Annotated in this window: 11 protein-coding genes; all 11 read right to left on the reverse strand. The window is 35.0% G+C overall.

All coding sequences use genetic code 11. From position 1 onward, the window contains the following. Positions 1-1055 precede the first annotated feature (1055 nt). Positions 1056-1733 (reverse strand): hypothetical protein, encoded by a 678-nt coding sequence (locus OMO38_RS16740; protein WP_264751336.1) that lies wholly within the window; start codon positions 1731-1733, stop codon positions 1056-1058. 6 nt (positions 1734-1739) lie between these two features. Next, the gene (rfbD, locus tag OMO38_RS16745) at positions 1740-2600 is read right to left on the reverse strand and encodes a dTDP-4-dehydrorhamnose reductase (protein WP_264751337.1); all 861 of its coding nucleotides are present in this window, start codon (positions 2598-2600) and stop codon (positions 1740-1742) included. 1 nt (position 2601) lies between these two features. Further along, positions 2602-3087 (reverse strand): acyl-CoA thioesterase, encoded by a 486-nt coding sequence (locus OMO38_RS16750; RefSeq protein ID WP_264751338.1) that lies wholly within the window; start codon positions 3085-3087, stop codon positions 2602-2604. A 68-nt stretch (positions 3088-3155) separates the two neighbouring features. Further along, positions 3156-3659 (reverse strand): OmpH/Skp family outer membrane protein, encoded by a 504-nt coding sequence (locus OMO38_RS16755; RefSeq protein WP_264751339.1) that lies wholly within the window; start codon positions 3657-3659, stop codon positions 3156-3158. Positions 3660-3734: 75 nt separating this feature from the next. Next, on the reverse strand, positions 3735-4283 hold the full coding sequence (locus tag OMO38_RS16760) for an OmpH/Skp family outer membrane protein (protein ID WP_264751340.1): 549 nt from the start codon (positions 4281-4283) through the stop codon (positions 3735-3737). A gap of 4 nt (positions 4284-4287) precedes the next feature. Next, on the reverse strand, positions 4288-6828 hold the full coding sequence (gene bamA / locus OMO38_RS16765) for an outer membrane protein assembly factor BamA (protein ID WP_264751341.1): 2541 nt from the start codon (positions 6826-6828) through the stop codon (positions 4288-4290). Between the two features lie 27 nt (positions 6829-6855). After that, complete coding sequence (locus OMO38_RS16770) at positions 6856-7605, reverse strand: isoprenyl transferase (protein ID WP_264751342.1); 750 nt, start codon at positions 7603-7605, stop codon at positions 6856-6858. Between the two features lie 6 nt (positions 7606-7611). Next, positions 7612-8505, reverse strand: a complete 894-nt coding sequence (locus OMO38_RS16775; protein ID WP_264751343.1) for a DUF6089 family protein — start codon at positions 8503-8505, stop codon at positions 7612-7614. 212 nt (positions 8506-8717) lie between these two features. Further along, the gene (locus OMO38_RS16780) at positions 8718-11222 is read right to left on the reverse strand and encodes an exopolysaccharide transport family protein (protein ID WP_264751344.1); all 2505 of its coding nucleotides are present in this window, start codon (positions 11220-11222) and stop codon (positions 8718-8720) included. 2 nt (positions 11223-11224) lie between these two features. Continuing rightward, on the reverse strand, positions 11225-12067 hold the full coding sequence (locus OMO38_RS16785) for a polysaccharide biosynthesis/export family protein (protein ID WP_264751345.1): 843 nt from the start codon (positions 12065-12067) through the stop codon (positions 11225-11227). A 33-nt stretch (positions 12068-12100) separates the two neighbouring features. Then, entirely contained in the window at positions 12101-13231 is a 1131-nt protein-coding gene (locus tag OMO38_RS16790) for a glycosyltransferase family 4 protein (protein WP_264751346.1), read from the reverse strand. Positions 13232-13314: the final 83 nt, after the last annotated feature.

Here is a 13314-nt window from a genome sequence, read left to right on the forward strand (position 1 = left end):
CCTGCGCTCCCCGTATCGGGACTGCAAAGATAAAAACTTTTTTTATTCCCACAAATTTTATTTGATTAAAATTTATTGGAATTTTTAAAGTTAATTTCTATTCAGAGTTTTTGTTCCTGCCCATCTAAAGGCTCTTCTGCGCTACTGACTAACTCTCGTTTTTCAGTGGGGCAAAAGTAGTACGTTTACCCCTCTACTTCCAAATATATTTAACATAATGTTTACTTTAAATTCATATTTGTTGGTAATTAACTGAAAGCGTGAGAGAAAAATTTTGGGGAGTGAGACGTTAGTTGATGGATGAATGATCAATGATGGGTGATGATGGATGATGGGTATATTGGACGGTGTGAGAGTTTGAGAGTGAACGTGTGGGATGGAGGTGTTTGAGTAAAAGTCTGGTGACGTGAGGAATAGTTCAGGTTGGAGTGGGAGTTCGCAATCAAAGGGCTTTTAGAACAAAAACTGGATGAAGCGAATGGAGAGCTAGATTTCGTGGCTGTGAGTAATAGGTTTTAAGTGTTGTGTTTTGTAATTTGCTCCGCTCTTTATGGCGCTCCTACGGAGCTCTTTCTTATATACATAATGATGATGCTACAGACATGCCGCTCCTACGGTGCTTTATTATATACAGAATGATGATGCTACAAACATTCAGCTCCTACGGTGCTCTTCTTATATACAGAATGATGATGCTACAGACATGCCGCTCCTACGGAGCTCTACCTTTTCTCGGAAATCGGAAGCTACACACATGGTGCTCCTACGGTGCTATAACTATTCTAGGGAATCTAAAGCTACAACCACTCCGCTCCTACGGAGCTCTTTCCAAATAAGAATCATTGAGTTATTAATATTTATCTTCTATAAAGCTATCTATATTTTTGAAACTGATGCCACAAAAATTCCGCACCTAATAAATTCTAATTATATTGGAAATAGTTATGCTGTAAACATTCCGCACCTATGGCGCATAATCTAATATTATATTATGTCACAAAAAAACCTCTGAAAATTCAGAGGTTTTTGGCGGGGTCTGATTAATTAATCAAATATTATTTCTTCTCTTGGTAGATAACTGAGAGAAACTGTGCAAAAGATTTTTCCAATCCTACGATATCTCCTGATTTTAGATGAAGCGTGCCGTCATTCTGACTGCTGTTACCTAATCTCGCAGATGAGATCTGATAATATTGATCAGTGTTTTTTGCACTTTTCTGTATTTTAATGGTCGAACCTAAAAGTTTCTTCGTAGAGATGGTATAAATTTCACTAGTAACCATTGGGATTTTTAAATAGGTGCGCGGTGCTAGCAGATAATCTTGTCTGTTGATGTTTATTTTCTGATCTTTGGATGAAGCCGCGAAAAGATACAGATCACCTGCATCGACAGAAAATTTTTCAGAAGGTGTGTAATATAAGTGTAACTTATAATGTGCAGCATCAAATTTTTGAGAAATTCCGTCTACAGTTTCAAAAGGCTTTACCATAAAAGAGTTGGCACCAACTTCTTTAGCTTTTTTGTAAATCTGAGAAAAAACATCAGCATCATCTGCTGAGAACCCCTGCACTTCTACTTCTCCAAGAAATTCTGAATCACTGATTTTCTCTTTTAAATGATAAAGAAATTTATCTGCGTTATCATTGGTCTTTTCGACTTTAGTGAGATATACGTTTTGCGCACTGATTACAGAGGTAATGAAAATAAAAAATAGCGTTATAAGTTTTCCCATAATTTATTATTTGGAAAGAATGGTTACACACTCTTCCAAGCTGTTTTCCCAATGTTTTGGGTTGATTTTGTAAATCTCTTCAATTTTATCAAGACACATTGTGCTTCTCTTTGGTCTTTTTGCCGGCGTTGGATACTGCTCCGTTGTTAAAGAATTCAATTTTACTGATGATTTGGAAAATTCTGCAATCTTTTTTGCAAATTCAAACCATGTCGTTTCAGGATAATTTGAGAAATGAAAGATCCCGAAAGTCTTATTAGGATTTTCAATGATTTCCATGATGGCTTCTGCCAAGTCATTTGCGTTAGTTGGCTGACCAAACTGATCTCCTACAATTCCTAATTCATCTTTTTGAGAGAACAGATTCAGCATCGTTTTCACGAAGTTCTTATTAAACTCAGAGTACAGCCACGATGTTCTCAGGATAACTGTTTGCGGATTTGCTTCTAAAGCCAGCTCCTCACCTTCCCTCTTCGATTCTCCGTACACACCAATAGGATTTGTGAAATCATCTTCTGAGTAATCTAAATTGGTTTCGCCATCAAAAACATAGTCTGTAGAAACATGTATCAATACTGTTTTATATTCTGAGCATGCTTTTGCCAAGTTCTCAACTCCATAAGCATTGACAGCAAAAGCTTTCTCTCTTTCCTGCTCAGCCAAATCAACTGCAGTGTATGCTGATGCATTGATGCAAAAATCTGGCTTGTGTTCAGAAAAGAAGTCATTGACTTGATCTTTGTTTGTAATATCTACCGTTTTCGAATCTGTGAAAATAAATTCATAATCTAATTCAAAATCCGGAGCTAATTTTTTTATACAGTTTCCTAACTGTCCGTTGCTTCCTATTACTGCTATTTTTTTCATTTTATGAATTTTTCGCGTTTTGCGATCTTAAAAATTTAACTCTTGGCTGGAAATCTTTCTGCTCTAAATCTACAAAGAATTTATGAAAAGTGTCTTTGATATCTTCCGGATGAACTTCTGACTTTCTGGTTTTTATATTAAAATAGATTACAGTTACCCATAATACTGCATGTACCGTTTTTTCATCGAGACTTTTCATGAGAATCTCTACTTTTGCAGTGCGGTCCTGTATTTCGATAGTTTTGCTGCTGATAACTACCTGTGTATTGTATCTGACCTCTCGTAGGTAGGCAATTTCATTTTGAATAGCAATCCAGGTGCAGCCGGTTTTTTTTGTATATTCTTCGTATGTGAAACCATAAAACTCTTCGACATGATCTTCTCTTGCATTGAACATATAATCCAAGTATTTTACATTATTCAAATGCCCAATAGGATCACAGTCACTGAATCTCACTTTAACCTTGGTTGATACTTCTTTTTCCATAGCGCAAAAATAAAAAAACCACCTCTAATAGAAGTGGTAGTTTTTATAAATCTTTGTTAATATCTCTATTATTGAAGACCTAATTCTTTTTTTACAGCTGCTGTAGCATCCGGACCTGCTTTGTAAACAAGACCTGTAGAGTTGGCATCCATAATGTAATCATAACCGTTTGCTTTCGCAACTTTAGTTACAACGTCCATCAACTTTTTCTCGATAGGTTCGAAAAGTAGATCCTGCTTAGCAGTTGCATCTTTTCTCATTTTGTCTTCCATCTGAGCCATCTCTTCCTGAACTTTCTGCATTTCTTCACCTCTTGCTTTATTTTCAGCTTCAGTTTTAGTAGGAGCTTCTTTTGTATAAAGAGCATACTTAGTTTGTGCAGCTTCAGCTTTTTTCTTTAATTCAGCCTGTTTTGCATTTACAAACGTAGTAATTTCTGTATCAGCTTTTTTCTTTTCTGGCATTGCATTAAGAATACCTGCGACATCCAAAGTAGCAATTTTCTGAGCTTTTGCCATACCTACAGACACAACCATCATCGCTGCTGCAAATAATACACTTAATTTTTTCATAACGGGGTAATAAATAATTAATTTGTTTTTAGATTTTAAATTTAGGTAAAAGTTAATTCCGAAAAATAACTTTTACTATTTTTTATTAGTTTTCTTATCTTTTTCTTCAGTGTCTTTCATTAGTATTGCCAACACCTTATCTGTATAATCATATCTTTTTTCAAGAGAAATGACATTAATATCGTTGCTCTTATCAAGAACTATGCCTAAGCCATTTTTCTGCACCATCGTTCTGATGGCTGCATAGATCTGATCCTGAAACGGTTCCACTAAATTTGCTCTTAACTGATGAATCTCACCGGTTTTTCCGAATCTTAAACTTGTTGTGGTTTTGATATTTTTTTCCAAATCCAAAACTTCCTTTTCTCTCAACTTCAGTTGATCTCCTACCAACAGAACTTTTTCGTTTTCGAAAGCTGATCTTTTTTTCTCATATTCAGCCTGCAAACTTTGAAGTTCCTGTTCCCAGGTGTCAATCTGAGAATTTAATCTTGCCTCTGCTTCTTTATATTGCGGCATCATATTTAATATATAATCTGTATCAACTACACCAATTTTTTGGGCGTTGCTGATGCCGAAAAGCAATAGTAAGGTAAAAGTGAAAAGTGTTTTAAAATTCTTCATACTGTTATAAAGATTGGTTCATTAAGAAGTGAGTCTTCGTTCCTGACGGCTCTGTTCCAAGAACAGTTTTGTCAAATCCGTATGCGAAATCAAATCCAATCAAACCAAATGCACCCATGTAAACTCTTACACCTACACCAACTGATCTTTTCAACTGGAAAGGATTGTACTTGCCCCAAGAGTTCCAAACGTTACCTCCTTCAGCAAAAGTTAGAGCATAAATTTTAGCTGTTTGGCTCATTGAAATCGGATATCTTAATTCTAACGTAAATCTGTTGTAAATAGTACCTCCACCTTTCTGAGTAATATCATCAATAGTTCCTCCGTAGGTAGAAGCATTTTCATAACCTCTCAAAGGAATCAATTCTCTACCGTCAAATCTACCTCCGAAAAGTCCTGTACCACCCACATAGAATCTTTCAAATGGTGGTGCTCCCAGTTCTTTATTATAACCATCCATGAAGCCCATTTCAGCAGAAGATCTTAAAACCAATTTACCTACAACTTCGTTATAAACGTCAGCTTTAAATTTGATTTTGTAGAATTCCATCCACTTGTACTTATCAGTAGGAGCCATTGTTGAATAATTTTTATTACTGAACAATGAATATGGTGGCGTAAACTTACCTGACAACTCTATATTAGAACCCATTGTTGGGAAAATAGGATCGATACCTGCTGAGTTTCTGCTTAACCCAATATTTAAACTTAAGTTATTGGCATTTCCATATAATTCGGTAGTGTCTCCGAACTCAAACGGATAGTTACTGAAGTTATATTTCTGAAACTGAAGTCCTGTATATAACGAGAAATAATCATCTGGCCACTTCAATAATCTGTTTAAACCTACCGTTGCTGAGAAAATATTTAATCTCTGATCCGGACCGGTTACCTGGCTATAATTAACTCTTGAATTATTTAAACTTACAGAAAGTGCAGTAGGCTTCGTTCCGAATAACCATGGCTCCACAAATGAAACACCATAATTCTGGAAATACTGTCCTGCCTGCGCAGTGATTGATAATGTTTGTCCGTCACCTTGAGGAACCGGTCTGAAGTCTTTAAATTTCAGGAAGTTTCTAAGAGAGAAGTTATTAAATGTCAATCCTAAAGTTCCGATAAAGCTGTTACCACCGTAACCTGCCTGCAACTGAACCTGAGAAGATCCTTTCTCTACCAATTTCCAGTTGATGTCTACGGTATTATCAAGCTGATTTGGCTGAATATCCTGACCGATCTGTTGAGGATCGAAGAAAGACATTCCTGCTAAATCAAAATATGTTCTTTTAATTTCAGTTTTCTTGAACAATTCTCCCGGCTTCGTTCTTAAAGCTCTCAGGATAACGTGGTCATGCGTTGTTGTGTTTCCTTCCCAGGTTACTCTGTTCCAGGTAGCCTGCTCTCCTTCATTAATTCTTATTTCTAAGTTGATGTTATTACCGCTTACAGATTTCTCTACAGGTGTAACATTCGAGAAAAGGTAACCGTTATTCATGTAGTTCGATTTGATATCTGAATCGTCTTCCTTACCTCCGTCTTCACCAACTTTTTTGTTGAATCCTACCGCATCATAGATATCTCCCTTCTTGTAACCTAAAATTCTCTGAAGATACTCTGTAGAATAAACTGTATTTCCGGTAAATGTAATATCACCAATGTAATATTGTTTTCCTTCGCTCAGTTTTACGTTGATTTCGTAATTGTTTTTCTTATTTCTCCAAACAGAATCAGAAACGATTTGTGCATCTCTGTATCCTAAAGAGTTATAATAGCTGATAAGACTCTGCTTATCTTCCTGATATTTCTCTTCAATAAATTTAGATGACTTCAAAATACCGCCAATTCCGAATCTCTTCTGCTTGGTTTCTTTGAATGCCTTCTTTCTTAACTGAGCATCAGTAACGTTTTCATTACCTTCAAATTCGATATGGCTGATTTTTATTCTTTTGCCTTTATCTACATTGATTGTCCAGTCTACCAGGTTTGGATCCCCGGCATTTACTTTATCCTCAATGCTAATCTTCGCATCTGCAAAACCTTTTTTCACATAGTCCTTCGGAATATTTGTTTTAAGGCTTGAGATAAGATTCTGGGTAATTTTTGTACCTGGCTTCAGGTTATTATCTTTAGCTAATTTTTCATTTTTAGATTTACCAATCCCTTTTCCTGTGAATTTTACTTCACCAAGGTCTTTTAAATCTTCAAGATAGAATTTTAAAACTACTGTTTTACCTTCAATACTTTGAATGTAAACTTCTACTTCAGAGAAAGATTGTGTGTCCCAAAGTTTCTTAATGGCACCACTGATTTTCTGTCCCGGAATATCTACCTCTTCTCCTTTTGTAAGACCCGTAAATCTTAGAATCTGAGCGGGTGTATATTTTTTTACCCCATCAACAACAATGTCTTTCAGAGTGTAAGTTCCTGTTTGATTTTCCGTAAGAACAGATGCAGTATTAACCGCTGTGCTGTCTTGTGGTGTCACCTGTCCATAAAAATGTGCAGAAGCAGCAAACATAATGATGGGTAATAATCTAAACTTCATTTTATCGTTATCTTTCTTTTCTTAAATTTACTTGATTTGTATCTGTTCGCCCGTAAGGCCATATCTTCTTTCCTTGTTTTGATAATCAACAATACACTGGAAAAAAATATCTTTTGTGAAATCTGGCCACAGAACATTGAGAAACTGCAGTTCGGCATAAGCAATCTGCCAAAGCAGGAAATTGCTAATCCTGATTTCGCCACTGGTTCTTATCAACAAATCTACAGGTGGAAAATCTTTTGTATAGAGATAATTCTCAAATAATTTTTCATCAATATTTTCAATATCAACCTTCCCGTCTTTTACGTCGGAGCTGATATTTTTAACGGCATTCAGAATTTCGTTTTGCGAACCATAGCTAATGGCCAAAACCAAGTTTCCTTTTGTGTTTTCTTTTGTAAGCTCTACAACTTTTAAAAGTTGCTCTCTTACGAGTACTGGTAATTTTTCTAAATTCCCGATCACGTGCATTCTCAACCCTTTGCTGAAGATTTCTTCTGCTTCCAAAAGCAAAGTTTCGGTAAGCAGACTCATCAGCGTATTTACTTCATCAGTAGGTCGCTTCCAGTTTTCTGAGGAAAATGTATAAAGTGTGAGATAGGGAATATTGACTTCATTACATGCATTAATGGCATTTCTTACAGCATCAATGGCATTTTTATGACCAAACGTTCTTTCTTCGCCACGAGACTTTGCCCATCTTCCATTACCATCCATAATGATGGCTACATGCTGTGGTAAATTCTCGGAATCTATTTTTTCTTTAATCAATGACATAATTAATTAATCACAATAACATGGTGGTCTTCCAAAAGAATAGGTCAATCCTAAACTAAAGGTGTTCATCCAATCTCTTGAGTCAGTATCTCCTACATTTCTGCTACCGATAAATGCAGACTCTCTCTCTTTAGAAACAACAAAATAATCTCCTGTCTGTAACAGCGATCCACCAGTAGAAGGATTTAAAATATCAGCATTATAATTAGACACTACATCTTTAGCCAAAATTTTGCTATGATCTAATTGATCTGTCAATGCAAGTCTGAATGTAGCCTCTGCAAAAACAGCCCAACCGTGATTGAATTTATATTTTAAGCCAACTCCGAAAGGTACATGAGCCACTGTTTTTCTACCCATCGTATATTCTGTGGTTGTCACAAAATCTAACTCGTTGATAGGAGCCTGTGCCACACCATCAGCATTTCTTCTGAAATCATGATTTAATGTAGCTTTTGGAGCATCAAACATTAAACCTCCAATCCCAGCAAAAATATATGGGCTAACCATACTTAACTGCTCATTGTTTACAGGAAATAAATTGTATTCGAAAACAACACTTGCTTCGTACACATTGTTTTTCCCAAATGAATTTCTGTTTCTTCTATATTCTTCTTTTGCAGCTTTATCACTGAACTGAACCTGATTGTAACCCAAATCTAACCTTACAGTCTGATGAGGATTAAAATTGAATCTGTATAACAATCCACCATAAAAAGGAACTCCCCAGTCTGAAGCTCTGTCCAAATCCAATGGCTGCTGCAAAATGTAATTGGTATTTCCTATATCACCTACTAAATTACTCATGCCAAGACGAATTCCCAATTCATTTCTTTGTGCCTTTACACTTACCATTGTGCCTAAGAGGGTAAGAAAGCTAAACAATAATTTTTTATTCATAGAAGAATATGGATTTATGGTTATTTTAAAAATTAATTTTTGCAAATATAAAACATTTTTATATTAATGATAACCTTAATGTTTCGTTAAAAATAAACAAAAAAACATAATTTATTATAAAGTAAACGACAAACTGGCAAAATTATTCTTTTTTTAACAGATTGCTATCTTAAGGTAAGAGCAAACCCTCATATCATGAGGGTTTATTATCATTAGCTTTTTCGATCTAAATAAGCTTTTACAAAATTTCTTATTTTTATCAGTAAAGGCTCCTTATAATTTTTGTCTTCATCAAAGTAACCGTATCCGTATCCATAACCGTATCCATAACCGTAACCATATCCATAGCCGTAACCCTGCTTCACTACGTAATCATTATACACAAATCCTAAATGTTTGATTTCGTCATTGTGGTATTTTTCTGTAATCATTTTAAGCATATACTTTTCGGTATATTCATGACGGACAATATATAAATTCGCATCAGAATATTTCATCAGATCATAAGAATCTGCTACTAGTCCTACTGGTGGTGAATCGATGATGATGAAATCATATCGTGTCTTTAACTCCTCAATTAAATTAAGGTTTCTGTCACTCATCAAAAGCTCTGATGGATTCGGCGGTATTGGACCTGAAGTCGCTACATCAAGATTTGGAATTTTTGTTTTATTAATGATTTGATCAATAGTAACCTCCCCAGTTAGATAATTGGAAATCCCGTTTTTGTTGTCAATATTAAAGTCTCCGAAAATTTTTGGTTTTCTAAGATCCATTCCAAGTAAAATAGTTTTTTTATCACTTAATCCTAAAACTGAAGCTAAGTTGATCGAAACATATGTTTTACCCTCACCACCAACAGAAGATGTTATTAAAATCACTTTACTTTTACCATCTTCACTTGCCAAAAATCGCATATTGGCCCTAATCCCACGGAAAGCTTCTGAAACCGAAGATTTAGGATGATCCAAAACCGTAAGCATGTTTTCATTTGTGTTATTCCCGATAACACCCAATAATGGTATTTTAGTAGCAGCCAGAAGCTCTTTAATGTTTCGGATTTTACTGTCTAAAAGTCCCCCAATTAAAATAATAACAAATGGAAAGGCAAGCAGACCACCGATAATTGCCATCTTTGTGCCTTTAACATTGGGTCCAATCGGGCCTTGTCCAAGATTTTTAGCCGGATCAATTACTGAAATATCCGGCTGATTCGTTGCCAATCTCATTTTGCTTTCATTCTGTCTGCTGAGAAGGCTGCTATAGGTAGCTTCAATCATATTGTAGCCACGTTCAGCATCCAGATATTTTCTCTGTTTTTCAGGATAAGTCGACAACTCTGAATTCGCTTCTGCAACCTGCTGATCAATCTTGCTAAGCTGATCTCGATATACAGTATAAACGTTTCTTAGAGATCCTGAAGAGTTTTGTTTCGCCTCATTAATCAATCTGTTGATCTCCTTCATCGGTTCTGAGTTCGGAGTATAAATGGAAGACATTTCTCTTTTCTTAAGATACAAAGCTTTTAATTCTGATACGGTAGCAGAGAATAAACCATCGTCAAATCCTGCAGCAGAACTGCTGATCATTTTATCAAAACTCTGTGTCTCTACGGTATTTCTTATATTGTTAAGAGAATTCATTTTACTAAGAATGTCCGCTTTCTTAGCTTCTAAATCTTTAATCTGCTCCAGCGATTTCTCATCACGATTATCTATGTCGTAAAGTTTCTCAGAAGTTTTCAGATAATTAAGAACAGACCCACTTGAGTCTAATTTTTTTCTGATACTCGCAAGGCTTTCTTTAAGATATTCCTCAGTATTTTTATCAACCGTATTTTTGTCTATAAATCTTTTTTTCTGTAACTCAGTCACAGATTTATTTAGAAAATTCACAGTGCTGTTAAGATTAAATCCTGTTTTGGAAATAATCATAATGGTATTAATTTCCCTGTCGAAGTCTACTCCCACACTCCCAATAATTCCATTTACGGCATCGTTTACGGTGCTCAGATTCACGATAATATTATCAAATTTGATCGAGCTTGCCACAGGATTCGGTATCAGCCTAAATCTTAAATTAGGAGTCGTATACCATTCATTAACTTTAATGGTTTTATTTGCTGGCCTTTCATAATTGTTGATATTCTGAAAACCCTCAAATTCGTAAGAGTATAAATTTGTAGACTGACCTTCTTCTGGTAAAACCACCTCATACGAATTCGCTCCTTTTGGAACAATTGTAATAGGATAATTAACCTGTTGCAAATGCTTTCTGTCAACCTCTAAAAAGACAGGAGAATCATCCTTATCAAGATAAGTTGCTTTTATAAGACCTTTCGTCTGATAGTTAACGAAGAGATTAAGTTCATTCACCAAAAATTCGTTATGAGATCTTGATAAAAGCATTTTTTTCAGATAAACGCCATCCTGATTTCCTCCCTGTCCCCAAATGAAATTTATTGATTGGTTGGGAGTAAAATAACTTGCTGTGCTGTTTGATATACTTAACGAAAGATTTGAAGAATATATATTTTGAGCATAGTATTTTCCATAGAACCATGAAATTCCATAACCTATGAAAAACATAACAACGAACCAATACCAATTTTTTAAAAGTCTTCTTAAAAAATGTTCAATATCAAACAGAGAGAAGGATCCGAATTTATCTTTCTGAGCTGCATTTTTATCTACAGTAGCATCTTTTCCAGGAATCATAATTAAAGGTTTTTAAGAAGTAGATAAATTGATAATGCTGTTGTAATAACAGAAACTCCACTAACAAGTGTTTGTATAGGATCTTTTCCGAAACCGTTAAGAGCTCTTCTTTGAGTAGAAAGGAAAATTTCGTCTCCGTTTTGAACATAATAATATGGAGAATTCATTACATCTTCTCTGGTAAGATCTATCTGAGCCTTTTTTATACCTTCAGGGAATTTTCTGTAGACAACAATATTCTTACGGTCTACAGTTCTATTCAATCCACCATTGATTGAAATTGCCTCCGATAGAGTTAATATGTTTTTATGGGCTTTTTTCTCTCCAGTAATACCAACAGTTTCAATATCACCTAAAACATAATATGTGATGCCGTCAATATTTAATCTTACTTCAGATTTTCCTTCCTGAAAATTTTCGTTTACTTTTTCCTGAATTTCTTTAGCTAAATCTTCAATAGTTTTTCCTTCTGCTTTAAGATAACCAATCCCAAAAACGTAAATATCACCATTAGAATCAACTTTCAATCCATTTGTATAAAGGTATGCATTACCTCCGCTTCCGCCTGAAGTACCTCCTGCGGTTACACCACCACCAGCTGAGCCTCCAGAAGTATTTAAGCTAGAATAAAACTGTGCGGCATCACCTTTTGGAGTCGTCACAATATTCAGGATAAACATATCGTTTTTGGTGATTCTGTAGACAGGAATATTATAAGGAATCAGCCCTTCTTCATTGATAACAAGACTTTCACTAGGCTGCATATATTTGACATCCTTTGTGGTAATACAAGAACTCAAGAAAAATGGAAAAATTAGAAATAGTAAATACTTATAGATTTTCATCGTAAATTAAATGTAGTTTGCAAAAATAGAAATTTAATTATTACTTTTTAACGTTTTATTTCTAAGCAGATATAGAAGGTCTGGCAAATACGCACCTATAAAACCGAGCAGCAAAATTGTTATTAATAAAAGATTTACGTCTGTATGCCTTAAAAAGTAGGCTACTGCTACAATAAAAAGATAATATGATATGATATAGAAACTTGATCTTCTGTGTGTGAGATCCAGCTTTAAAAGTTTATGATGAATGTGGTTTTTATCCGCCAGGAAAGGAGATTTTTTATTCCAAAGTCTAACAATAATGACATTCAGTGTGTCAACAATAGGTAAGATTAATATGGCAACCGCAATCACCGGCGAAGATTTTAAATGATATCTCGGAATATACGGTAACTGTCGGTCGATAAAAATATCGATAAAACAAATACAGGTAAATGCTAATAAAAATCCCAAAAGCATAGAGCCAGTATCACCCATAAAGATTTTTGCAGCCCTATAGTTCGATAAATTATAATAGAGAAAAGCAAGCACAGCACCGATGATTATTACTGATAATATAACTAAAGGATAATTATAAGGTCCCAAACGGTAATAGCTAATTCCGAAAAGAGCGCTGCATACCAAAGAATATCCACCGGCCAGCCCATCTATACCGTCAATCAGATTAAATGCATTGATTAAAATGATGAATGTAATGATCGTGATGAGCACACTTACAAGATAATTGATCTGATAAATCCCGCAGATACCGAAAAGATTTCTTATTCTAATATCAGAACCGATCACGATGAAGACAGACACTATAATCTGAGCCACAAGCTTTTTATAGGCACGCATAACGACAATATCGTCCATTACGCCAACATACAGGAGAACAACGAGCGATGCAAAGAGAAATTTATATAAATCAAAAAGTTCATACGCAAAAACCGAAGTACAAATACCAATAGAATAGAAAATAGCGATACCGCCCAAATTAGGAATTTTTCTCAGATGCGAACTTCTCACCCCAGGTTCATCCATAAGATTTTTTCTTCTGGAAATTTTTGTGATTGTAGGAATTGAGAAAAATGTGATTAAAAAAGAGAATAGAAAGCCTAGACCTATTTTTACATAAAAAATAGAAATCCCAGAGTTATTTAAGAACAATTCAAAATTCTTCATTTTTTTCTATTTAAGTACTTTACAGGGTTTAGTTGACCTTAAAGTCTTAACGAAATCATTGTCAGTGAGTTAAATACATTGAC

Origin of the sequence: Chryseobacterium kimseyorum (genome assembly GCF_025971945.1) — a bacterium.
In the GTDB taxonomy this organism is placed as follows: Bacteria; Bacteroidota; Bacteroidia; order Flavobacteriales; family Weeksellaceae; genus Chryseobacterium; species Chryseobacterium kimseyorum.

What these genes read in the sequence shown, in the direction of transcription:
- OMO38_RS16740 (WP_264751336.1), bottom strand. Translation starts at nt 1,733, where the DNA reads ATGGGAAAACTTATAACGCTATTTTTTATTTTCATTACCTCTGTAATC.
- rfbD (WP_264751337.1), bottom strand. Translation starts at nt 2,600, where the DNA reads ATGAAAAAAATAGCAGTAATAGGAAGCAACGGACAGTTAGGAAACTGT.
- OMO38_RS16750 (WP_264751338.1), bottom strand. Translation starts at nt 3,087, where the DNA reads ATGGAAAAAGAAGTATCAACCAAGGTTAAAGTGAGATTCAGTGACTGT.
- OMO38_RS16755 (WP_264751339.1), bottom strand. Translation starts at nt 3,659, where the DNA reads ATGAAAAAATTAAGTGTATTATTTGCAGCAGCGATGATGGTTGTGTCT.
- OMO38_RS16760 (WP_264751340.1), bottom strand. Translation starts at nt 4,283, where the DNA reads ATGAAGAATTTTAAAACACTTTTCACTTTTACCTTACTATTGCTTTTC.
- bamA (WP_264751341.1), bottom strand. Translation starts at nt 6,828, where the DNA reads ATGAAGTTTAGATTATTACCCATCATTATGTTTGCTGCTTCTGCACAT.
- OMO38_RS16770 (WP_264751342.1), bottom strand. Translation starts at nt 7,605, where the DNA reads ATGTCATTGATTAAAGAAAAAATAGATTCCGAGAATTTACCACAGCAT.
- OMO38_RS16775 (WP_264751343.1), bottom strand. Translation starts at nt 8,505, where the DNA reads ATGAATAAAAAATTATTGTTTAGCTTTCTTACCCTCTTAGGCACAATG.
- OMO38_RS16780 (WP_264751344.1), bottom strand. Translation starts at nt 11,222, where the DNA reads ATGATTCCTGGAAAAGATGCTACTGTAGATAAAAATGCAGCTCAGAAA.
- OMO38_RS16785 (WP_264751345.1), bottom strand. Translation starts at nt 12,067, where the DNA reads ATGAAAATCTATAAGTATTTACTATTTCTAATTTTTCCATTTTTCTTG.
- OMO38_RS16790 (WP_264751346.1), bottom strand. Translation starts at nt 13,231, where the DNA reads ATGAAGAATTTTGAATTGTTCTTAAATAACTCTGGGATTTCTATTTTT.